The sequence below is a fragment of the Sorangium sp. So ce406 genome, from assembly GCF_051474675.1.
Taxonomy (GTDB): Bacteria; Myxococcota_A; Polyangia; order Polyangiales; family Polyangiaceae; genus Sorangium; species Sorangium cellulosum_G.
Genome location: NZ_CP150340.1, coordinates 2,350,064 through 2,372,390 on the forward strand (window position 1 = coordinate 2,350,064; position 22,327 = coordinate 2,372,390).

19 protein-coding genes are annotated in these 22,327 nt (G+C 72.1%); 14 read left to right on the forward strand and 5 right to left on the reverse strand.

What is annotated here, in order from left to right; genetic code table 11:
* Positions 1-252: 252 nt before the first annotated feature.
* The gene (locus WME96_RS08780; RefSeq protein WP_129574168.1) at positions 253-633 is read left to right on the forward strand and encodes a histone H1; all 381 of its coding nucleotides are present in this window, start codon (positions 253-255) and stop codon (positions 631-633) included.
* A 370-nt stretch (positions 634-1,003) separates the two neighbouring features.
* Here the strand turns inward: WME96_RS08780 and WME96_RS08785 are convergent, their stop codons facing one another.
* Together WME96_RS08785 and WME96_RS08790 are read right to left on the reverse strand one after the other, a co-directional pair.
* Positions 1,004-2,614, reverse strand: coding sequence for a hypothetical protein (locus WME96_RS08785; RefSeq protein WP_437289703.1), 1,611 nt, complete (start codon positions 2,612-2,614; stop codon positions 1,004-1,006).
* Positions 2,615-2,642: 28 nt separating this feature from the next.
* Positions 2,643-3,293 (reverse strand): AgmX/PglI C-terminal domain-containing protein, encoded by a 651-nt coding sequence (locus tag WME96_RS08790; RefSeq protein WP_437289704.1) that lies wholly within the window; start codon positions 3,291-3,293, stop codon positions 2,643-2,645.
* Between the two features lie 116 nt (positions 3,294-3,409).
* On the opposite strand from WME96_RS08790, the gene WME96_RS08795 reads away from it, so the two are divergent.
* Positions 3,410-3,859: a hypothetical protein gene (locus WME96_RS08795; RefSeq protein WP_437289705.1), complete on the forward strand. Its 450-nt coding sequence runs from the start codon at positions 3,410-3,412 to the stop codon at positions 3,857-3,859.
* A 68-nt stretch (positions 3,860-3,927) separates the two neighbouring features.
* On the opposite strand, the gene WME96_RS08800 is transcribed toward WME96_RS08795, so the two are convergent.
* Positions 3,928-4,593 (reverse strand): HNH endonuclease, encoded by a 666-nt coding sequence (locus WME96_RS08800; protein WP_433934775.1) that lies wholly within the window; start codon positions 4,591-4,593, stop codon positions 3,928-3,930.
* Positions 4,594-4,925: 332 nt separating this feature from the next.
* On the opposite strand from WME96_RS08800, the gene WME96_RS08805 reads away from it, so the two are divergent.
* The 3 genes from WME96_RS08805 to coaD all read left to right on the forward strand — a co-directional run bounded on the left by WME96_RS08805 (position 4,926) and on the right by coaD (position 7,793).
* A complete protein-coding gene (locus WME96_RS08805) occupies positions 4,926-5,822 on the forward strand; it encodes a 3'-5' exonuclease (RefSeq protein WP_437289706.1) in 897 nt (298 codons plus the stop codon).
* A gap of 109 nt (positions 5,823-5,931) precedes the next feature.
* A complete protein-coding gene (locus WME96_RS08810; protein WP_437289707.1) occupies positions 5,932-7,290 on the forward strand; it encodes a tetratricopeptide repeat protein in 1,359 nt (452 codons plus the stop codon).
* A 5-nt stretch (positions 7,291-7,295) separates the two neighbouring features.
* Entirely contained in the window at positions 7,296-7,793 is a 498-nt protein-coding gene (gene coaD / locus WME96_RS08815) for a pantetheine-phosphate adenylyltransferase (protein ID WP_437289708.1), read from the forward strand.
* A gap of 16 nt (positions 7,794-7,809) precedes the next feature.
* On the opposite strand, the gene WME96_RS08820 is transcribed toward coaD, so the two are convergent.
* Positions 7,810-8,844 carry a site-2 protease family protein gene (locus WME96_RS08820; RefSeq protein WP_437289709.1) on the reverse strand — a complete coding sequence of 345 codons (1,035 nt, stop codon included), beginning with the start codon at positions 8,842-8,844 and terminating at the stop codon, positions 7,810-7,812.
* A gap of 427 nt (positions 8,845-9,271) precedes the next feature.
* Between WME96_RS08820 and WME96_RS08825 the strand changes: the two genes are divergently transcribed.
* From WME96_RS08825 to WME96_RS08845, 5 genes are all read left to right on the forward strand, one after another.
* A complete protein-coding gene (locus WME96_RS08825) occupies positions 9,272-10,234 on the forward strand; it encodes a serine/threonine-protein kinase (RefSeq protein WP_437289710.1) in 963 nt (320 codons plus the stop codon).
* Positions 10,235-10,639: 405 nt separating this feature from the next.
* The gene (gene pcnB / locus WME96_RS08830) at positions 10,640-11,890 is read left to right on the forward strand and encodes a polynucleotide adenylyltransferase PcnB (RefSeq protein ID WP_437289711.1); all 1,251 of its coding nucleotides are present in this window, start codon (positions 10,640-10,642) and stop codon (positions 11,888-11,890) included.
* 110 nt (positions 11,891-12,000) lie between these two features.
* The gene (locus tag WME96_RS08835) at positions 12,001-13,656 is read left to right on the forward strand and encodes a transglutaminase-like domain-containing protein (protein ID WP_437289712.1); all 1,656 of its coding nucleotides are present in this window, start codon (positions 12,001-12,003) and stop codon (positions 13,654-13,656) included.
* Complete coding sequence (locus tag WME96_RS08840) at positions 13,653-14,099, forward strand: NUDIX hydrolase (RefSeq protein WP_437289713.1); 447 nt, start codon at positions 13,653-13,655, stop codon at positions 14,097-14,099. The genes WME96_RS08835 and WME96_RS08840 overlap by 4 nt, the downstream gene beginning before the upstream one ends.
* A 593-nt stretch (positions 14,100-14,692) precedes the next feature.
* Positions 14,693-15,262 carry a TetR/AcrR family transcriptional regulator gene (locus WME96_RS08845; protein WP_437292291.1) on the forward strand — a complete coding sequence of 190 codons (570 nt, stop codon included), beginning with the start codon at positions 14,693-14,695 and terminating at the stop codon, positions 15,260-15,262.
* An 11-nt stretch (positions 15,263-15,273) separates the two neighbouring features.
* On the opposite strand, the gene WME96_RS08850 is transcribed toward WME96_RS08845, so the two are convergent.
* Positions 15,274-17,277 carry a C1 family peptidase gene (locus WME96_RS08850; protein ID WP_437289714.1) on the reverse strand — a complete coding sequence of 668 codons (2,004 nt, stop codon included), beginning with the start codon at positions 17,275-17,277 and terminating at the stop codon, positions 15,274-15,276.
* Positions 17,278-17,414: 137 nt separating this feature from the next.
* On the opposite strand from WME96_RS08850, the gene WME96_RS08855 reads away from it, so the two are divergent.
* The 4 genes from WME96_RS08855 to WME96_RS08870 all read left to right on the forward strand — a co-directional run bounded on the left by WME96_RS08855 (position 17,415) and on the right by WME96_RS08870 (position 22,322).
* Entirely contained in the window at positions 17,415-18,509 is a 1,095-nt protein-coding gene (locus WME96_RS08855) for a geranylgeranyl pyrophosphate synthase (protein ID WP_437289715.1), read from the forward strand.
* A gap of 128 nt (positions 18,510-18,637) precedes the next feature.
* Positions 18,638-18,859 carry a Franean1_4349 family RiPP gene (locus WME96_RS08860; protein ID WP_437289716.1) on the forward strand — a complete coding sequence of 74 codons (222 nt, stop codon included), beginning with the start codon at positions 18,638-18,640 and terminating at the stop codon, positions 18,857-18,859.
* Positions 18,856-20,886 (forward strand): hypothetical protein, encoded by a 2,031-nt coding sequence (locus WME96_RS08865; RefSeq protein WP_437289717.1) that lies wholly within the window; start codon positions 18,856-18,858, stop codon positions 20,884-20,886. Before WME96_RS08860 ends, WME96_RS08865 begins: the two co-directional genes overlap by 4 nt.
* Entirely contained in the window at positions 20,883-22,322 is a 1,440-nt protein-coding gene (locus tag WME96_RS08870; protein WP_437289718.1) for an adenylate/guanylate cyclase domain-containing protein, read from the forward strand. Before WME96_RS08865 ends, WME96_RS08870 begins: the two co-directional genes overlap by 4 nt.
* The last annotated feature ends 5 nt before the right edge of the window (positions 22,323-22,327 follow it).

Genomic DNA, 22,327 nt, shown 5'->3' on the forward strand with positions numbered 1-22,327 from the left:
CCGACGTCCGACCCGGTCTGGTTCTTTTCACCACGGCCTGATCCGGCGTTTACCCTCGCAACGCTTGCGGACCAGTTTGCCTGGAACACATGGGATACATCGGTTTAGGGCCTGCAAGATTTTCCTTGACCATCACCATGCGTGGCAATATACGTCGTGCAACATCTGTTGCCTCGGTGAGGAAATTGTAGTGGCGAGGACGTCGAGCGATGTCCGCCGGGCCGGGCCGGGGCGAATGCAGGAGGATTTCCAATGGCTGCTAAGAAGACCGCGAAGAAGCCTGCGAAGAAGGTGACGAAGTCGGCCAAGAAGCCGGCCGCCGCGAAGGCCGGTAAGGTCGCGAAGAAGCCGGCGCGGAAGGCAGCGAAGAAGGCCGCCCCGAAGCGCGCCGCCGCCAAGAAGACCCCGAAGCGCGCCGCTGCCAAGAAGCCCGCCGCCAAGAAGGCGGCTCCGAAGCGCAAGGCGAAGGCCGCCGGCAAGCGCGCGGCTGCGCCGAAGAAGGCGGCGGCGCCTCGAGGCGGACGCGCGGCTGCCAAGCGCGCGCCGGCCAAGGGCGCGGGCTCCCGCGGCGCGCGCAAGAGCACGCCGGCCCCGGCTCCTGCGAGCACCGGGCCGTCCGACGAATCGGAATAAGGCGCAAGAGGCGCGCCTCGCGCCGTCCACCCGGTGAGGCGCCGCGAGCGGGCCCGCCGGCCGCGACGAGAAACTCTGTTCTACAGGTCGCTTCTACAGGACGCCCGAGGGTGAGCACGCCGCGGAGCCGGCGCGCTGGTCCAGGCCGGGGGCGCGCGCGGGTTGATGATGTCCCCGCGACGGCGCCGCCGCGTGACGACCGCGACCGGCGCGTGCGCGCAGGGCGCGGCGCTGGACCGGCGCGGCGCTGGACCGCCGCGTGGCGCGTACGTTCACCTGCCCCGCGCCGTCGTAGGGCGCGCGCCGGGAGCCTCGCCCATCTCCTCTGCGCGTCGGTGGTGGAGCGACGGCGCGGCGCCGAGAGGGGCGCTCAGGTGCGCTCGCCGAGGTAGAGCCGGAGGGCGCGCGCGGCGCCCTTGCGATCGAACGGGACGCCCGCGAGGTCCTCGCGCTTCGAGATCTGCTCGAACAGCTTCATCAGAAACTCGAAGAACGCCTCGCACTCGCGGATGGCGGCGTCGAGCCGCTGGGGGTCGAGCAGGTCGCTGTCCTCGAGCGCCGTCATCGCCGAGACGAACGCGTCGACGCGGGGGTAGTCGCCGACGCGGAGCAGCGGGTAGCCCATCGCCCGGAAGTACGAGAGGAACTCGCGGACGAACGCGAAGCTCGCGATGCCCGTCCACCGATCGGGCGCGGGGCCGGTGGTGCGCGCCTTGCTCGCGAACGCGCGGGCGATCTGGGCGAACATCCACACGTCGCGACGGAGGCGATCGCTCGTCGCCCGCCGCGCCGCGTGGTCGTCGAAGACGCGGCCCTCCTCGAGCTTCGCGCCGAGCGATCTGCCGAGGAAGAGGATCGCGTTCTGCAGCGCGGGGCGGAGGCCGTGCGACACGGCGCGGAGGCGGAGGCGGTACTCGGATTCGCTCACCAGCGCGTCGGCTGGCGGGAGGTCGTGCTCGAAGGCGCGGCGCATCTCGAGCCGCAGGTTCGCGGCGAGCCCGGTCAGCGCGGCCTTCGTCGAGAGGAGGCGGTGGCCCTCGGCGGCGAGCTCGTCGTGGCGCGCGACGAGCTCGCTCGCGGGCACGCGCAGCAGATCGCGCTCGAAGCTGTCCGCGAGCAGCGCGCCCGCGCGGCGGCGGAGGTAGTTCGAGAGCGCGCGCGCGTCGCTGCGCAGGACGGCGAGCACCAGGTAGCCGCGCCCGGCGACGCGGTGATCCGAGTGGTCGAGCGCGATGGCGTCGAGCAGCCGGAGGTAGCGGAGCATCCGGAACAGCGCGAGGAACGTGAGCGCCACGAGGCGGTGCGCCTGCTCGCCGGGCACGCGGTGGATCAGCTCGAGCACCTGCGTCGACGCGATGCGGTCGAACTCGGGGCGAAACTCGAGCGCGTGGAGCGGGTTGAAGAACGTGCTCTGCGCGATCTCACGCATGGCCGTCGCGAGGTGCGCGTAGAAGAGCCTGAAGTTGACCCGCGGCAGCCGGAGCAGCCCGCCCGCGACCTCGATGAGGTTCGTGAACCCGTGCCGCAGCACGAAGAGGCTCGACTCAGGCGACTCCTGCGCCATGGTCGCGTGCAGGAGGCGCGTGCGCGCGGTGTCCTCCGGCAGCACCGTCTCCAGGTAGCGCTGGAAGACGAAAGCGCGGTCGCGATCGCCGAGCATGGTGCGCGTGAGCTGGACGACGCGCGCCATGCCGTCGCGGGCGTGCTGGAGGTGCTCGTGGAAGTCGTGGCTGACGATCGTCTGGCGCCGCCCGGCGCCGGGGTGGTTCCGCGGGTTCGCGAAGCAGGCGACGCCCTTCAGGAGGATCTCGAGCTCGAAGAGCGTCTCGTCCTTCTTGTCGGCCGCGAGCCGCGCGAACCACGCCTCGCGGGCTTGCTGTTGCTCCCGCCGCAGGCCGCGCGTGTCGCGGAGCAGCTCGGCGTAGGCGTTGCGGCCGGGGTAGCCCGAGCCGCGCAGGATCCCCGAAGCGTCGCTCGACACAGACGTGCTCCTCGCCGGCGATGCGCTGCTAGTTGCGTCTCTTGAAATCGAAGGGGTAGGTCAGCACCGTCTCCTTGCCGCTCGGCGAGCGCGCCCACGTGATCGACTTCGCGAGCTCCTCCATGCACGACTCGATCTGCGGCGCGGTCACGTCGCTCTTGTCGCGCACGATGGTGGCCTCCTCGAAGGTCCCGTCGGGCTTCAGCTTGAGCTGCCACGTGACCCTGCCCTGCGCGCCCGGGTGCTTGCGCGCGTAGAGGTCGAAGCAGCAGCGGAAGCCGTCGCGCCGTGCCTTGATCGCGTCGACGAGCGGCTGCAGACGATCGCTCGAGCCGGCGTCGGCGGAGGTCATGGCGTTGTTCATCACGACCCCGCCGTCCGGCGGGTCGTTCGTGATCTCGGAGGCCATCGCCTTGCAGTCCTCGACCGTCTCCGGCGTCTTCCCGCGGCTCGCGGGTCTGTCCGCGTGGGCCGGCGCGGGAGCGCCCGGGCTGGCGGCGCCTGGATCGGCGACGGCCGGATCGGCAGCGGCCGGCTGCGACGCGGGCGGGGGCGAAGCGCCGGGCGGCGCGCTCTCCGGCGGCGAGGGGGGGGCGGTGCCGCTCGAGCAGGCCACGAACAGGGTCGCGGCGACGAGGACTCCGGTGAACACAGCGCTGGCGGTGGCGCAGGGACGCATGGCGCGCATAGTAAACGGTTCGGCAGAGCGGAGGCGAGGTGCCTCGTGTTTTTCTCTCCCTCGCGCCGACAATCCGCGCTCTCCTCACGGCTGTCGTGAAGATCCCGCTGCTTTTCATGGCCGGAGCCGCCCTCGCTGCCCTCGCGCCGGCAGGCTGCGATCCCATCGCCGAGCCGCTGCTTTGCGGGGAGATCCCCGACGGAGGGTGCCCGCTCGGCCGCGGGGGGACGTGCGACGATGACGTGTGCCGCGCTCTGTACGATTGTCGCGAGGGGGCGTGGACGATGGCCGCGCGCTGCGACCGGCCCGGCGAGCCCGAACCGGACGCGGACGCGGGCGCGGGCTCGCCGGGCGACGGCTGCGAGGTCGTGACGCTCGATCGCAGCGGCGAGGCGTCGGGCTGCGCGCCCGCGCTTCAGGAGCCGGACTGCCCGGCCGACGCCGCCGAGACGTGCGCGGAGGCATCGTGCCGGACCGGCTGCGGCGACTTCTTCCTCTGCACCGAGGAGGGGTGGAGAGCGGTCGCGTACTGCGACGAGCAGGGGCGAATCACCGTGGCGCCGTGAGCCGCCTCCCTGTCGACGTCGGCCTCCGGCGGCTCCGGGCGGCGCCGCGGCGCGCCGGGCGAGGGGCGTCAGCCGGCCTTGAGGAAGGGGCTCCACTCATCGAACGAGTGCGGCAGCCCGAGCAGGATCTGCATGGTCGCCGACCACCGCGGCGGCACCGGCTGGCGGATGAGCCGCATGCTGGCCTCGTCGGGCGTGCGCCAGCCCTTGCGGAGGTTGCACGTGCGGCAGGCGGTCACGAGGTTCTCCCAGGAGTCCTCGCCGCCGCGCGACCGGGGGAGCACGTGGTCGATGTTGAGGTCGCGGACAGGCGGGCGGCGCGCGCAGTACTGACACTGGTGCGCGTCGCGGAGCATCACGTTCTTGCGCGTGAGTCGGATCGTCGGTCGCCGCATGCGTTCGTAGCGGCGGAGGTGCAGGACGCGCGGGACGCGGAGCGAGCCGCCGACCACAGGGAGGCCGTCGTCCTTGTCCCGTACCGGCAGGCTCCGCCAGGCCGAGAAATCGTGGAGCTCGCCGGCCTCGTCGATGGCGAGGGCCGCGCCGCCGAAGAGCAGCAGGAAAGCGCGGCGCGCCGTCGTGATCTGAACAGGCTGGAAGAAGCGGTTCACCACGAGGACGGGGAGGTCGAGCGGCTCGGCCTTGCGGTCGCGGCGGAACCCAGAAAACTCGTCGCCGAGATCGAGCTCTTCATGAGGAGAGCCCCCCGGGACTGTAGCTACCCCGTCCGGCACGCCCGGGAGTGTAGCAACGAAAGCTCCCGTGAACATCCGGCGCTTGGCGGCAGAAATCCTGCTGTGCTGTGTGTGGGCGCGTCGCGGGGACCGCGCGGGGCGCGCCCGTTGCGCCCCTAGGGGCTCGCCGCAAACGCGGGGCCCTTGGCGCGACCAGCGCGCCTCCGTGGCGCGCGGCCGGCGAGATGAGGCCGGCGCCCGCCGCGGTAGGGGGCGCCGCCCGACGTTGCGCGGCGAGCGCTTTCGGTCGGGCGCGGGTTTCGCTAAGACGCGTCCATGTCGAGGGACGGCCGCCCCCCTGGGTCGCGCCGTCGCGGGGGGGAACCGATCGGATGACAGAGCAGCGCGAAGGAGCGGAGGCAGAGCGGACGACCGGCGCAGAGCCCCCCGCCGGGTCGCCCTGGGATGACCCGATCGAGCGCGCGCCGCTCGTGTTCCTCGATCTCGAGATGACGGGGCTCCGCCCCGAGAGCGACCGCGTCATCGAGGTCTGCGCCGAGCGGATGCGGGGGGATACGTGCGAGGACGCGATCACGTCGCTCGTGCGGCCCGAGCCGGACGTGTTCGGCAACGCGCACGTGCACGGCATCGATCCGCGGGAGCTCGCGGGCGCGCGCACGTTCCCCGAGCTCTGCGATCGCATCGAGCAGGTGATGGAGGGCGCGGTGATCGTCGCCCACGCGGCCGCATGGGACGTCGCGTTCCTCGAGGCCGAGCTCGCGCGGGCGGGCAAGGCGAAGCGCATCCCGTACTACCTCGACACGCTGGTCCTCTCGCGCCGGGCCTTCGCCCTGCCGAGCCACAGCCTCGCCTCGCTGTGCCGGGAGCTCGGCGTGCACCGCGAGCGCGCCCACCGCGCCGAGGACGACGTCCACGCGCTGCGCGCCGTGTTCCGCAAGATCGTGGAGGTCCTCGCCCCGCGGACGCCGCGCGACCTGTGGCACGTCCGGATCGGCGAGCGCCACGCCCGTCCGGCGCTGGTCGCTGCGGCGGTGCGCGCGGCCGAGCATTCCGCCACCGTGCGGATGCGGTACCGCCCGGCGCGCCGGGGGCCGGAGGAGCTCGTGGTACGGGTAACGGGGGTGCGAACGGACCTCGACCCACCCCGGGTTCTCGGCTATCTGCTCCCGTCGCGCAGCCGTCGTGAGCTACGGGCCGATCGCATCCTGGCGATCGAGCCGATCTCGCCGGGAGAGCTCGCCCCGGACGGCACGGCGCGAAGGGCCTGAGATCCACGTGCGAATCCACTCGAACCGTACCGCGCCGACGCGACGCTCCCCTCTTGCTGTTCGCCTCGGCGGCCTGCTTGCCGCGACACTCCTCGCCTCGTGCTCGACCATGATGGGCCCGGAGACCGCCCGCCCGCCGGCGGCGGAGAAGTGGCTCGCCCGCGCTCGGCAGGAGTTCCAGTCCGCCGACGTCGACAACGCGCGCGACGCGGTCGCGAAGGCGCTGACGATCGTCCCGACCGACACCGAGGCGCGGCTGCTCGCGGGGCGCATCGCGCTGGCGCGGCTCGACTACGCCGAGGCGCTGCGCCTGCTCCAGGGGGTCGCCGGCTCCGAGGCGGCCGGGCTCCGCGGGCGCGCGCTCTGGTACAAGGGCGACCTCGACGCCGCCGCGGACGAGCTCGAGGCGATGCTCGACGATCCCGATGTGGTCGACGACTGGGCGAAGTCGATCGCCAAGCTGGCGCGGCGCGGGGCGGGGCGCGCGCCGTTCACGATCTCGGGCGCGCTCCTGGCGGCGATCGAGATGCCCCACGTCAGCCCGGCGGCGCCCTTCTTCGTCGTCGAGGTCGAGATCGACGGCGAGTCGGCGCTCGCGATGGTGTCGACCGGCACGGGCGAGGTGGTCCTCGACAGCAGCACGCGCAAGGAGCCGAGCTGGGTCTCCCTCCGCTTCGGCAAGAAGCTCCAGGTCAACGACGTGCCCGCGCTCACGCAGGACCTGTCGGGCATCTCGAAGCAGATGGGCGCGCCGGTGAAGGCGCTGCTCGGGGTGAACCTGCTCCGCCACCTCAACGCGACCATCGACTACAGCGGCCGGCAGTTCGTGGTGCGCAGCTTCTCCCCCCCGGCGCCGCCCGACGCGACGCGCGTCGACCTCGCCTTCATCAAGGGCGGCGGCATGGTGCTGCGGAGCAGCGTGGGCCCCGACAAGATGCTGCAGGGGCCGATGCTCATCGACACGTCGATGACGTTCCCGATCGCGCTCGACAAGGAGGGCTGGAAGAAGGCCGGCTTCGAGGCCGACGGGCTGAAGCGGGTCGAGCAGGATCCGGAGCAGAAGCTGAAGCAGGGCGTCGTGCCGATGCTGCGGCTGGGCGCGCTGGAGATCCCGAAGGTGCCGGGCGTGTACGGGGCGCCGCTCCAAGCGGTCGAGAAGCAGCTCCAGCTCGATCTGGACGGGGTGATCGGCGCGGGGCTGCTCGCCTTCTTCCGCATCACCTTCGGCGACGGCGGTCGGCTCATGTGGATCGAGGATGACGTCGCCATGAACAAGGTGCTTCGGGGCAGCGAACCGGCGCCCGCCAACGAAGGGCAGGCGCCCGCCCCGGCGGGCGAGACCGGCTCACCGGCGCCCCAGGCGCCTGCGCCGCAGGCGCCCGCGCCCCAGACCGCGCCGTCGCCGCCGGCAGCTGCTCCGGGAGCGGCACCGCCCGCGGGCGCACCCCGACGGACGCCGGACCGGTGAGCGCCATGTCCAAGGAACTGCTGGCCGTCTATGCGGGGAGCTTCGATCCGATCACGTTCGGCCACCTCGACCTGATCCAGCGGGCGTCGAAGCTGTTCGATCAGGTGATCATCGCCGTCGGCCGGCACCCGACCAAGCACCCGCTCTTCACCTACTCGGAGCGGCTGGAGCTCCTGCGCCATACCACGAGCGAGGTGACGAACGCGCGGATCGACTCGTTCGAGGGGCTGCTCATCCAGTACTGCCAGCGGGTCGGCGCGCGCGTGATCGTCCGCGGCCTGCGCGCGGCGACCGACTTCGAGTACGAGCTGCAGATCGCCCACGCGAACGCGGACATGCTCCCCGGCGTCGATACCGTCTTCCTGCCGACGCGCACCCACTACGGCTTCGTCTCGGCGTCGCTCGTGCGCGAGATCGCGAGCCACGGGGGTGACGTCAGCCACTACGCGCCCGCCGTCGTCTGCGACGCGCTCCGGGCGAAGTTCGCCGCCGCGAAATCCTGAGAGGCGGCCGTCGTCTTCAGTAGGTCCCGAACGGCGTCGGCATCAGCAGCAGCACGAAGAAGAGCAGCGTCACCACGGCGATCGCCTTGCGCGCCGGCGACAGCTCGCCGGGCTCTGTCGGGGGGTGCTCCCGGCCGCCCACGCGCAGCATCGCGTAGACCACGCCGAACCACGTGAGCCACGGCAGCCCGTTCGCGACCGCGGCGCGGAGCGCGTCGGGCAATCCCTCGGCGATGAAGTGCCGCGTGAAGTACGCGACGTTGCCGAGGAAGAGCGCGAGCATCAGGTAGTGCGCGGCGCGGCTGTAGCGGTCCTGCCTCCTGCCGAACAGCGCGTACGCGACGTGCCCCCCGTCGAGCTGGCCGACCGGGAACAGGTTGAGCGCCGTGATCAGCAGCCCGGCCCAGCCGGCCATCGCCGTGGGGCCGAGGAAGACGTCGTGGCCCTCCGGGATCGGGCCGACAGCGAGCCACCTCAGCAGGAGATAGAGCAGGCTCCGCCCCTCCTGCAGCGCGGGGCCCGACGTCGCGTGCACCTCGGAGTGCGTCAGGCCCACGAAGAGGACCGGGAGCGCGACCGCGAGGCCGGCCAGCGGCCCGGAGGCGCCGATGTCGAGCAGCGCGTTGCGCGACTTGATCGTGCCCTTCATCGAGATCACCGCGCCCATCGTGCCGAGCGGGCTCACGACAGGGAGCGGGATGAAGTAGGGGAGCGACGCCTCGACCTTGTGCGCGCGCGCCGCGAAATAGTGCCCGAACTCGTGCGCCAGCAGGATCGCCAGGAACGGCACGGCGAACGGCCACGTCTGCGGCAGCGCCTTCACGAGGGAGAGCACGCTGTCGTCCTCTGGCGTGATCGGAGCCCAGAGGGTGCCGGCGACGAACACCGAGACGACCGTCAGGCAGAAGAGCGCGAGGTTCTTCTTCCAGCGGAGCGGAGCCGGCCGCGACACGGGCCTGGCGCTCGGCCCCGCGGAGCTCGTCGCCGCTGGAGCGAGCTCTACATCCAGGTCGAGCGTGCTCGGGGAGGAGAATCGACGATCGTCGGTCATGCGCCGCTAAGCGTGGCCGTCTCCTCGCCGCCGCTCAAGCGATCCGCGCGTACCGGCGCTCGATCCGGTCGCCCGCCGCTCGTCGCGCCGCCGGAGCGCGCCACGCGCAGACGCCGGCGGCACGCCGATCGGTCCTGCTCCGCGGCCCACGATGGCGCGCGGGCGGCCTGGCCAGGCCATGGGGGCGGGCATGGATGACTTTGCGCGTCATCCCGTTCACCGCGAGCCTGGAGGAGCCAGGCGATCCGACCGGAGTCGCCGTGACGGCTGGGCTCATTCTCGCGGGACATCGCGCGCCGCGTTCGTCTGGCAGTGCGGCCGCAAACCTTTCGTTCGTGCGCCCGCGTCACGACGGCCGGCGCTCTCTTCATCGGCGCCGCTGCGCGCCTCTGCCCTTCGGCGGGCGCGACTGCGCTACGATCGATCCATGCCTCCCGCTCGCGTCGCCGCCGAAGCGCTCGTGGGCAAAGTCGTCTGCAACAGGTACCGCGTCGTGCAGCTCCTGGGCAGCGGCGGGGTCGGGCACGTCTACCTCGCGGAGCGCGTCGGCAGGACGCACGACGCCGCGCCCGCGCGCGTCGCGCTCAAGGTCCTGCGGGCAGAGCTCCGCGACGACCCGCTGCTCGTCGCGCGGTTCGAGCGGGAGGCCGCCGCGGCCTCGCGCGTCCGGCACCCCAACGTCCTCTGCGTCGAGGCGCTCGATCGCGGGGGCGATACGCCGTGCTTCGCGATGGAGTTGCTCGTGGGCCTCGATCTCGCCGACACGCTGACCTTCGCCCGCTCGCTCGTCCCCGCGCGCGCGGTCCGGGTCGCCGCCGATCTCGCGGCGGGCCTCGAGGCTGCGCACCGCGCCGGCGTGATCCATCGTGACGTGAAGCCCGAGAACGTGTTCCTCGTGCACGCGGCCGACGGGCGCGAGATCGTCAAGCTGCTCGACTTCGGGCTCTCGTTCATCCAGGACCACGGCGCCGACGCCTCGCTGCTCTCCCGCGTCGTCGGGACGCCCGAGTACATGGCGCCCGAGCTGGCGCACGGCGCTCCGGCGGCGCCCACCGCCGACGTCTACTCCCTGGGCATCGTGCTCTACGAGATGCTCGCGGGCCGTGTTCCGTTCCAGGGTCCGTACCCTGCGATCGCGGCGAAGCACGGGCGCGAGCCGCCGCCGCCGCTGCACCGGTTGCACCCGGGGCTCCTCATGTCACGCGAGCTCGACGCGGTCGTGCGCAAGGCGCTCGTGAAGGATCCACGGGGCAGGTTCCCGTCGATGGCGGAGCTGCGGCAGGCGCTGCTCGCGACGCCGGAGGCGAGCGCCGGGGCGTCGTTCGCTGCCCAGACGGACGCCGCCGCGCCGCTGACCACCGGGATCGGGCACTGGGGCACCAAGCCGTGAAGCCCGCTCGCTCCGGAGGCTTCCGTCGACCTCCGTGCGCCTCGGCTTTGCTCTCGCGGCGAAGCCCTGCTAGACGGCCGTTAGCATCTCTTGTTCCGGGCGACAGCCGGATCCGCTCGTCAGGCCGCTCCAGGCCGAGGGGAGCGAGCCGGCACGGTTCGGGGGTCCGCGGGCGCGGGCCTCATCAGCGCGGGTCGGTTCTCCAGGGGAAACTGGAATCCCAGAATCGCGCGCCAGTCGTCCTCCACTCCCTCCAGGCTCAGCCTGGCCGCTTTTTCGGTTCTGATTATGGGTCGCGCGACCCCATCTCCTGACAACGGCACAGCGGCGTTCCAAGACGCCGAACTCCCGAAATACGAGAGCCGCAGCGCCCCCGGGCTACGCGCTCCGCCCGAGGGCGAGCTCATGCCGACGGACTCTGGCGCCCTCGACGAGGATCCGTTCCGGATCGAGCTCGTCGCTGAGGACATCCCTACCCCGCGTCGCTACCAGGTGGTCTTCGACGAGGCGCGGATCGATCCGGACGTCCAGAAAGTCGTTCGACGCCTCGTCCGCCACGGCTTCCAGGCCTATCTGGTCGGCGGCTGCGTGCGAGATCTGCTGCTCGACCGGCGCCCGAAGGACTTCGACGTCGCCACGAGCGCCCGGCCGGAGGAGGTCCGCGAGCTCTTCCGCAACTCGCGCATCATCGGTCGGCGGTTTCGCCTGGTGCACGTCCTCTTCCAGGGCGGGAAGGTCATCGAGGTGGCGACCTTCCGCCGCAACCCGAAGGAGGACTCCGACGACGGGAGCGAGCTGCTCATCCGGAGCGACAACGCGTTCGGCGTCGCCCACGAGGACGCCCTCCGCCGCGACTTCCGGATCAACGCGCTCTTCTACGACGTGGAGGCGCGGCAGATCCTCGACTGGGTCGGCGGCATGGATGACGTGCGCCGCCAGGTGGTCCACACGATCGGCGACCCGGAGACGCGCTTCCGCGAGGATCCGATCCGCATCCTGCGCGCGCTCAAGTTCGCGGGCCGGCTGGGCTTCGCGATCACCCCCGACGTCTACGATGCGGTCGTGTACTGCCGCGACGCGCTCGCCCTCGCGGCGCGCCCGCGCCTCTCCGAGGAGATCCTGCGCCTCCTGCGCGGCGGCCAGGCGCGCCGCACCATCTACCTCGCGTGGGAGACCGGCGTGCTCGACGTGCTCTTGCCGGAGGTCTCGGCGCTGCTCTACGACGATCGAGGCGACGACGGCCCGGGCCAGCGCCTCTGGCGCGTGCTCGACTACGTCGACCGGCGCACCGCCGCGGACCGGCCGCTCGACGACACGGTCCTCTGGACGCTCCTGCTCCTCGAGCCGATGAAGGAGGCCTGCGACGGCGTCCGCGATCGCGCTGCGGCCGTGGCCGACTTCCTCGAGCCGCTCATCGACCGGCTGGCGATCTCCCGCCGCTACGCCGACGGCATGCGGCGCATCGTCGCCGTCCTGCCGAGGCTGGCCGGCGGGCGCGCCGGCCGCTTCGCGCGGACGGACATCTTCCAGCCCGCCCTCGACGTGCTCGCGGCCGAGCTGACCGCCCGCGGAGAGTCCACCGAGGCGATCGACCGGCTACGCTCGACCCCGCAGCCGCGGCGCCACCACGCCGACGCCCCGCAGTACCGGCGCTGACCGGTGATGGACGGTGGCGACGATGCATGACGGCGGGTGACCGCCAACCACGGCGATCGACCGGCCGGCGTGGAACATCGCCGGGGTTTCTGGTTTCATAAAGAACCCTGATGTCCCCTCCGGCCGCGCGCCTGCACCCCGCTCCTCCGCCCGATGTCTCCGCGTCCCGGCGCCGGCGCGGCGGCTGGGCGCGCAGCGCGCTCGTGTTCGCGCTCGCGTGCGCCGTATCGCCGCTCGCCGACGCGCAGGGGTCGCTGCTGCACGAGTTCATCGCGCCCGATCCCGCGGAGGACGTGTCGCTCGCCACGACGACGCTCGACGGGGGGCTCCCGGCGGCGATCCAGACGCCGAGCGGCCTGGCCACCGCGCCGGATCCGCAGCGACCGCCGTCGCCCCAGCAGCAGGTCTACAGCAACGTCGGATCCGACGCGGGACCCGAGGCGTCGTACGAGCCGGATCGAGACACCCGCCGACCGAACGTCGAGCGCTACGACGATCCGTTCTCCCCCGCGACCGCGCCGTTCAAGCGGCTCCAGGCCTACGACGCGGTGAGGGCGGACTACTCGCTCGTCGTCCGCGATCGGAGCCTGAAGACCGTGAAGGCGGACGCGACGGTCGCGGCCGGGGACGAGGCGTTCTACGGGGACATCGCGGTCGACCTCGTGCCGAATGAGCCGGTCCGGATCCCGACGGTCGGGCCGGATACGCGGCTCGTGAGGATGCACGTGAACCCCGATACCCCGGTCGTCGTGCTGCGCGACGGGGCCGACAACTGGTTCGTGCGCGGCACGAAGAGCGCGCGCGTCCGGCTCGTCGTGCAGCTCGCGATCGCCCGCGCGACGTTCGGCAGCGAGTTCGCTGACGTCGACTGGGCCAAGCTCGAGCGCTACCGCGCGCCGCAGGAGGCTTCGCACGAGGCGGCGTTCCGGCAGGTCGCGCAGGCGATCGGCATCTCGACCGCGATGCGGCCGCGCGACGTCGTGCAGAAGATGGTCGAGTACTTCCGGTCGTTCGCCCCATCGGACGACCCGCCCAAGGGGCACGGCGACATCTACCTCGATCTCGCGCTCTCGCGCAAAGGCGTCTGCCGTCATCGCGCCTTCGCGTTCCTCGTCACGGCCCTGCACATCGGGATCCCCTCGCGGATGGTCGTCAACGAGGCGCACGCCTGGGTCGAGGTGTTCGACGGCTCGCTCTGGCACCGCGTCGATCTGGGGGGAGCCGCCCTCAACATGGACCAGGAGGTCGATCCGAGCCGCCCGCCCTATGTGCCGCCGCCGGATCCCTACAGCTGGCCGGAGCAGCGCGACTCGGGCCAGGACCTCGCAGACAGGACCCGCGCCGAGCAGGCGCAGCAGGGGCCCGCGGGCCCGGCCGGCAGCGGCAGCAGCCCTGCCGCGCCGCCGCCGTCAGCGCCGCCGGCGCCCACCCCCACGAGCGATCCGAACGAGCGCGCGGCCGAGCGCACCGACGTGGTCGTGACCGCGCTGGACAAGGACATCCGCCGCGGCTTCCCGCTCCGCCTCCAGGGGCAGGTCAGCAGCAACGGCGCGCCGTGCGCCCACGTCCGCGTCGACGTGATCCTGACGGGGAGCTCGGCGCCGCAGGGCGTGACGGTCGGCTCGCTGTCAACGGACGATCGGGGCCGCTACGACGACGCCGTCATCGTTCCGCGCGACGTCGCGCTCGGCGAGTACGACCTCGTGGTGGCGACGCCCGGCGACGCCCGCTGCAAGGCCGGCCGCACGGGTACGGCCGCTCCGTGAGCGACGCGCCGAGCCGCCCTCCGGAGCCCCCGCGCGTGGCCGTCGGCGCCGTCGTGATCGAGCGCCGCGCGGACGCGTCCGGCGCGCCGCGCGTGGTCCTCATCCGGCGCGCGCGCCCTCCGCTCGAGGGCTCCTGGTCGCTCCCCGGCGGCCGCGTCGAGCCCGGTGAGCGGCTCGCCGACGCCGTCGCCCGCGAGATCCGCGAGGAGACGGGCCTCGAGATCCGCGTCGGCCCGCTCGTGGACGTCGTGGAGATCGTGGCGACTCCTTATCATTACGTGATCCTCGATTACCTCTGCGAGTCCACCGGAGGCGTCCTCTCTCCAGGCGACGACGCCTCCGAGGTGGCCCTCGTGCCTCCCGCCGAGCTGCCGGCCTATGGCCTCACCGACGTCGCGCTCCGCGTGATCCATCGGGCCCTGGCGATGGCAGCCGCGGGCTGAGACGGCGCGACTCAGGAAGAGCGCGACCCGGCGCAGCCCGCGCGGACGCGGGATGTGGCGCCGAGAGAGCGACTCTCCACGTCGAGCCCCGAGCGCCGCGCAGCAACGACGTTATTTTACTGCTCTGTCGCCACGACACGCGCCTGCGACAGCCGGGGTACACGGCATCGGTGTGACCGCGGCCGGTGAAATGTGATGAGGGCGGTTACTTCTACGATAACGGCGGTCCGGCGGAGCGATCGCGCGCGGGGCAAGCGACACTGATACGCGCGACCAACACGCGCTGGTCAGTTTGTATACATGCGGTGTGATGCATTGTGTGGATTGCTTATCTTGTGCAGACGGCGTAAACCGGTCTGTCTATGAGCTCAACGCGGAGAGCGAGAAAGGAGGAACAGAAAGAGGAGCGTCGGAGGTTCATCATCGACGCAGCCTGGCAGCTGTTCCAGGAGACCCCGTATCCCGAGGTCACCATGGCGCAGGTCGCCGAGCGCACCAGGCTCGCAAAAGGTACGCTCTACCTGTATTTCACAACCAAAGAAGAGCTGTTCCTCGCCGTCGTTGATCAAGAGCTCGCGAAATGGTTTGATGATGTGAATATCCATCTCGCGCATCTCGGCGACTCCCAGGGCGTCGCGGGCGCGTCGCACGCTCGGGCCTCGCGGGGGCGCCGCGGCGGCTCCTCGGCGTCCGGAGAGGACGCGGCCGCCAGCATCGCCTCGATCCTGTCGACGACCCTCGTCGCGCGCGGCGCGATGACGCGGTTGCTCTCCATCCTGCACAGCGTCCTCGAGCAGAACGTCAGCTACGAGGCCGCCCTACGCTTCAAGCTCTCCCTGCTCGCGCACGTCGAGCGCACCGGGGCGCTGCTCGAGCGATGCCTGCCGTCGCTCGCCCCCGGACAGGGCGGTCCGCTCCTCATCCGCATGTACGCCCTGCTCATCGGGATGCGCCAGGTCTGCGATCCCAGCGACGTGATTCGCGACATCCGCAGCCGGCCGGAGATGAGCCTCTTCCGGATCGACTTCGGCGAGGAGATCCGGGCCTCGTTCGCGATCCTCCTCAGCGGAGCGATCGCGCCGCCGCCCCCCGTGTCCGAGCGGCTCGGCGCCCCGGTCCTCCGCGAGGTGACCTCCGTGGAGCCGCGCAGCCCGGAGGGGTGAGAAGGGCGTCATCACCACGGATCCCGCGCCGACATCGGCGGCAGGCCATCCGCGAAGGGCTGGTTGAGGATGCGGGCGATCACGGACTTCCACGTGGTCGCGTCGTTGTCGAAGTCCTCGTGCCGCCGCGCCTCGGAGCCGTGGGGAGGAGGCCTCGTGTTGGGCCCCTTGATCCACTCCGCCCTCGGGAACACGGTGTGCCGCTCCTCCCTGTCGTCGGTGAGGAGCGCGAGGACGTCGGCGTTCTCCGGATCGAGGAGCCCCGCCTCCATGCCGAGCAGCGAGACGCCGCTCGTCCCGGGCACCCGCGGGCGCCGCTCGAGCGCGTTCGAGACCAGGTAGAGGAGCGACCTTCCGTACACCTCGCAGTGGTCCTGGAGCTCCGCCTCGTCCGTGAGCGTGAACAGGGCGAAGCGGCGGACCATGCCGCTCTTGATCGAGGGCATGTACGTGTCGCGGAACGCGTCGATGGCGCTCGCCGGCGCGAGCAGCGAGAGCGACTCGATGGGGAGCCCGAGCCCGAGCTGGCCCCGCATCGGGCCCCCCTCGATCCGCTTGCCCTTCTCCGAGGTGACGAGCTGCACCAGCGGCGCGAGCAGGAACGTGCCGCTGGAGTGGGCGACCAGGTGGAGCTCGATCCTCGGATCCCTGTCCATCAGCGACGCGAGGCGGCCGATCATCTCGCGGAGCCCGCCGTGATCGGCGTCCATGGTCGCGTCGCCCGCGGCGAGCTTCATGCGATCCCACTCGGCCTTGCCGCCCATGCGGCGGACGAGCGGCTCCAGGGCGTCGTCGCGCCGGTCGATCATGAAGCCGAACGCCCGGGGATCGTAGCCGTCGTGGCGGCGGCCCTCCGTGGCGCGGTGGAGGATCTCGAGCAGGCGCGGGTAGTGGTCGGTCTCCCAGAGGAGCTCGAGGGGGTAGATCTCGTGCCCGAGCAGCTTCGGCCGGAGGCGCGACATCCGGTTGATCGCGTCGATCTGCCGGCGCAGCCCGCCGCCCGCGATGAGCACGAGGCGGCGGCGCCTCCAGCTCTCGGTCGCGCTCATGAAGTCTTCTTCCATGATGATGCGGACGTCCTCCGAGGACGTGCCGTAGGCGCCGCGCTGCTGGAGCTGCCCGTGCATGTCGACGCTGATGAGGTGCGGCCGCAGGCTCGCGAACGTCCGGCTCGCCGACGTGAGCGGGCGCAACGATCGCGGCTGGCTCAGGCGGATGGGGACGCCGAGCCGACCGACCCACGCGTCGAAGCCGTACTGGAGCCAGTCGTCATAACAGAGCCGCCCGAAGCCGCTCTTGCCCCAGCCGAGGCCCCAGGAGTTCTGGAGCCAGAAGCCCTCCGCGTCATACCCGACGATCGCGAAGGCATGGCCTCCCCAGGGGGCGATGAAGGGGTTCGTCTTGTCGACCGCCGGGATGATGCCGTTCTTCTGGGTGCCGTAGTACCAGCCGCTGAACGGAATGAGCGCCGAGGCCGCGACGACCCCGACCTCCGCGAGGGCGTTGTGCATCGCCGGGAGGTCCTTGTGGTTCACGCGCTGATACAGGCCGAGCGGGCGTAGCATCGCGTCGGACGCGCGCTCCGGCGTGAGCGTCCCGTGGAGATCGTTCGGGTCCCACGGCCAGTGCTCGTAGGCGCAGATACCGTGTTTGTGCCAGCCCTTCATGGCGCCCCTCAGGCTGGAGCCCCGCGCGTCGTCCTCGCCCGGGTATTCGTCGTAACGGCGCGCCATCGTGTACACCATGTTCTGGCTCACGAGCCCGTAGTCCGGGGACACCTTGCGCTTGCGCAGGAGGTAGTGGGCCACGGTGGCGACCGTGAAGCCGGTGCACCCGTTGTTCCTGCCCTGATCGAGCACGGGAACGCCGTGGTCCATGAAGCGCTCGGGCGGCATGACCGGAGGCACCTCCACCATCGTGGGGCGATAGAGGGTGTCCCGGAAATCGAGGACGTCGGCGCGAGCGTCGGTCGTGATGTCTCCGTAACGCTCGGAGAAACGCTCGGAATCGATCATGGTTTTTCCGTCTCGTGAAGTCGCCGAGTGTCGCACGGCCTTCGCTCATGGCAAAGTCGGCGGCGCCTGCGCTGCGGACGAGGCTGCTCGTGGTAGCGTCGGGCGAGGCGGCGCCGTCCGCGCCGGCCGGAGGTGGGATGAGCGAACACGGAGGCGCAGCGGGAGGGAGCAAGGGCGCGAAGGGCGACGTCGAGGCGTCGCTCGAGGCCGAGGTGCTGCGGCGGATCGCGGCGTTCCGACGCCGGCTCGGAGGCGAGCTCGGCGCGCTGTTCGACGAGCTCGCCGCGCGCCTCAGGCTCTTCGAGGGCGAGCCGGGCGAGGGCTACTTCTCGCACCCCATGGCGCTCCCGGTGCTCGATCTGCCGCTCTGGGTCGCGACGGGGTTCGGCGCGCCACCGCCGGGAGCCGGATCGCGAGGGCTTCCGCCGCTCGCCGTCGATCTCGCCGAGGCGGCGGCGGTCGGGTACCTGCACGTCCGGATCGAGGACGATCTGCTCGACGAAGGGCTCGGTGAGCCCGGCGCCGCGGTGCTCCTGTCCGGGGCGCTGTTCGCCCGACATCAGGCGCTGCTCGCTCGCTCGCTCCCCGACGGGAGCGCCTTCTGGGATCTCTTCGAGGAGGTGTGGTTCGGGTACGGCGAGGCGATGCTCCTCGAACGGCGGCTGCACCGGGGCGGCGGCGCGCGCGACGCCGACACGTTCCACCGGGTGCTCGCCCGCTCTCGGCCGCTCGTGCTCCCGGCCGCCGCGGCGCTGTTCGCGCTGTCGCGGCCCGAGCGCCTCGCCTCCCTCGAGACGTTCGTCTCCGCGCTCGCCGCGGCGCACCAGCTCTTCGCGGATCTGCTGCACGCCGAGAAGGATCGCGCGATCGGGAATGCCACGTACGTGCTCTCCCGGCTCGGCGCGCAGGTCGAGCCGAGCGGCGATGGGCCGCCGCGGCCGGGCGGGGCCGCGCGCGCTGACGACGAGCCCCGGCGCACTACGGACGGGCGCGGCGCGACGGCGCTGCGCGCGGCGCTGTTCGCGCGCGGCGGCTTCGACGCCATCCTGGAGGAGGCGCGTTGTGAGCTCGCTCGCGCCGAGGATGCCGCCGGGGCGCTCGAGCTACCGGAGGCCGTGCGCTTCTGCAAGGAGCGCGCGCAGTACATGGCCGAGATCCAGCGGCGGGTATTCCTCGCGTTTTTCAGCGCGCTCGCCGGCGAGCCGGTCGCGAGCGCCGGCGCGCCGCGCTGAGCCGAGCCGGTCCGGACGCGAACCCGCGCGCCGTCGCACTGATCTGATCAACGCGCGAGGATGCGCCTGCTTCCACTTGCTAGCCGTTTGGAGGTCTCCTAGCCTCCGGAGCGAGAAAGCGAGGAGTCGTGACAGCGAAGAAAACAGAGGCAGAGCTCATCGGTCGTGCCGTTGTGGATTCGAGCTTCCGTCAGCAGCTCCTCGCGAGCCCTGAGCGCACCATCGAGGCGGAGGGGTACGAGGTCGCACCGGAGACGCTCCAGCGCATCCGGGACGCCGCGACCTCGACGCCCGAAGCGGTCGATGCGGCCATCGCGACCGCGGCGCGCGAGGGTGGAGTCGGTATGTGACGCTGGCCGCCGACGCAGGGGCGACCGCCGCCTGGCCCTGGCTCGACCCCGCCGACAAGGCGGTGTGCGAGCGCTCCTGGTCAGCGTTGCTGCGCGCGGGAGCTCTCTGGCGCGGCGACGCGGCGTGGGGGGCGCTCGCGATCGAGCGCGGCGTGGGCGCGCCGTCGGGGCGCAGCATCCCCTGGGCTGGCTGGGCCCTGCGGATCTGCGGGCGTGTGTCGTCGCCCGCGGCGGCGGGTGATGCGGCCGTCGCCGTCGCGCTCGTGGCGGCCGGCGGCGTCGACGGCGCTCCCGACGCGCTCGCGCGCAGCGCGCTCGCCGGGCGCCTGCTGGCGCAGCACGTGGAGGAGGCGCGCGTCCACCGCTGGCTGCTCGGCCTGGCCGAGCTCGCGGAAGCGTCGTGGGAGCACAACCCGGTGGTGGCCGCGGGCGCCGCGGCCGCGCGCAGCGACGCGGGCGGCGCGGTCGCGCGCAGCGACGCGGGCGGCGCGCGCGAGGCGGTCGCCCTGTGGACGGTGGCTGCGCTCCTGGCGGGCGACGAGCCCGCGCCCGCCCGCCGCTTCGGAGAGGCGGTGGCAGCGCCGATCTGGCTGCTCGACGGGCTCGTGCGCCTCTGGCTCGACCCGGCGGCGCCGGACCTCGCGGCGCCGACGCTCACGCCGCTCCTCGCGCTCTGGCTGCGCGACCCGGAGCTCGCCCCTCCGCTGCTCCGCGCCCTCGCTGGCGAGCGCGCGTCCCCGGTGCGCCGGCGCGAGATCCACGGCCTGCTCGCGGGTCGCCCCTACCGGGCCGCCCTCGCCGCGCGGGTGCGGGGCGCGCTCGCGTCAGCGCGCGAGCTCGCGGCCAGCGCTCCTCGCGCGCGCCCGAGCGAGCGTGGCCTCGCCGAGGCGCAGCGCGAGTTCGTCGACGCGCTCGGAGAGCGCCTCCGCTTCTTCGAAGGGCTGATGTCCTTCCGCGACGTGATCGGCGCCGGCGCGGCGCTCGGGCCGCCGCGCGCGCAGGGCGACCTGGCGCCGGCAGACGACGCGGACCTGCGGGCGGCGGTCGCGTTCCTCCTGGAAGCGGCGCCGTGGCAAGAGTCCTGGGAAGTGCAGCGCTTCGGCGTGCTCGGATCGCGCGAGCAGCCCGTGGGGCACTGGTTCGTGCGGGCGACGATCCTGATGGCGCTGATCGAGATCGGGGAGGTCGGGCGAGACGTCCGCGCCGACGCCGCGGCGCTGCTCGACGAGATCCCGGCCGGCGAGCTCCGCTACTTCGGCGATTTCCGCGAGCTCCCGCCGGACGCGGACGACCTCGCGATCATCCTCCAGCTCATCGCGGCGACGGGCGCCGCCCGGGAGCGGGCGGAGACGTGGATCGAGGTCATGCTGGCCAACGTGGGCGACGATGGCGTCGTCCCGACCTGGTTTTACCGCGGGCCCGCGGGGCCGACCACGCCGGGCGCGGCGTGGGCCGGCGACGACTGCTCGGCGGTGCGGCTGAACCTGCTCGCGGGACTGCTCTCGTTCGACGCGACGCGGTTCGCGCGGCTCATCGACGCGAACGCGCGGCGCGTGCTCGACGCGGCCTCGCCGGACGGCATCCAGGGCGCCTGCTTCTATGACGACTCGTACACGGACCTCGCGTTCCTCCGCTTCGCGCGCCTCTACCGGCAGCACCAGGCGAGGGCAGCGGACGCGCCGCGCACGGCCGAGATCGAGGCGGTCGAGGCCGCGGTCCTGTCGCGCATGCTCGGCTCGCAGCGGCTCGACGGCGGCTTCGGGACGCCGCTCTGCACGGCTGCGTGCCTCGAGGGGGCCGCGATGACCGCGGCGCCGGACCCGCTGCTGATCGAGCGGGGGCTGCGCAACCTCGGCGAGCGCCAGCTCGTGGACGGCTCCTGGCCGGCCGAGCCGCTCTACCGGACGCCGATGAAGCACGGCCGCGAGGGGCACCACCAGGGCAGGGCGCTGACGACCGCGCTCTGCGCGCGCGGGTTCGCTGCGGCGCGGTCTCGGCTGCGGCGCGGAGGGGAGCGGCGCGCATGAGCATCGAGAAATCGCCCGAGATCGTGCGGATCATGCAGGCGCAGGAGATGCGCGGCGAGCAGATCGTGAACCACGTTCGGTTCGTGTTCGCGCTGCTCAGCGTCTACACGTTCACGCACGTGTGGACGGTCAACACGCCGGCCGCCAACCAGATCTTCGCGATCCAGATCGGCGGCTACCTCGCCTACTCGCTCCTGCTCTACGCGTTCTTCCGCCTGCGCCCCGACGTCTACGTGAGCTGGCTCAAGTACGTGAGCATCTTCGTCGACCTCGCGCTCCTGACGCTCACGGCGCTGGCGACGGCGCGGAACCACTCCGGGATGATCGAGTACTTCTCGAGCTACCTGGCGACGGTCTACGTGCTCTGGAACCTGATGTCGGGCTTCCGCTACAGCCTCGCGGCGTGCCTGTACTCGGCGGGGCTGTCGGCCCTGTTCAACGCGGTCGTGCTCGCGGCCACGGTCTGGACCGGCGCGATCCCGATCAGCGCGGTGTCCGTCTATGGCCAGAACGCCATCAACATCGCGGACCAGTGCCAGCAGATCCTCTTCATCGCGCTCCCGGGCGTCGTCGCCGGCATCATCGCCCGCATCTCGCGCAACCTGCTCCTCCGCGCCGAGGTGGAGTCCCTGGCCCGCGTCCGGCTCGAGCGCGAGAAGCAGGAGCTCGGCAGGTACCTCTCGAAGGACCTCGTCGACTTCGTCCTCTCCGATCCGGGGCGGCTCAAGCTGGGCGGGACGCGCCGGCACGTGTCGGTGATGTTCACCGATATCCGCAACTTCACCCCGCTCACCGAGTCGGTCGAGCCGGAGGTCGTGGTCTCGTTCCTGAACGAGTACTTCACGGAGATGGTCGAGATCGTGTTCCGCTACGGGGGCACGCTCGACAAGTACATCGGCGACGGGCTGATGGCGGTGTTCGGCGCGCCGCTGTCGGTCGAGGACGCGCCGAAGCGCGCCGTGGTCGCGGCGATCGAGATGGTGCAGGCCCTCGAGCGCATGAACCAGCGGCAGATCCTCGGCTGCGGGGAGATCAAGATGGGCGTCGGGATCGCGACCGGCACCGTCATCTCCGGCAACATCGGGTCGCTCCAGCGCATGGAGTACACCTGCATCGGGGATACGGTGAACACGGCCTCGCGCCTCGAGCAGTTCAACAAGGAGCTCGGCTCCAAGATCATCATCTGCCAGGCGACGTACGCGACGCTCGACGACTGCATCCCGGCGCAGCCGACCGGCGCCCTGAGCATCCGCGGCAAGAGCCGCCAGGTCCACCCCTACATCGTGGACCACCAGGAGATCTCGCCGCAGCGCATCGAGGAGCTCCGGCGAGAGTTCCTCAGGGCGCCCCGCCGCATGGAGTCGATCCCGCCGCGGGCCGAGGCCGCGCGCGCGCCGGCCGCGTGGCGCAGCACGGATCGCGAAGGCGCTCAGTAGCCCGG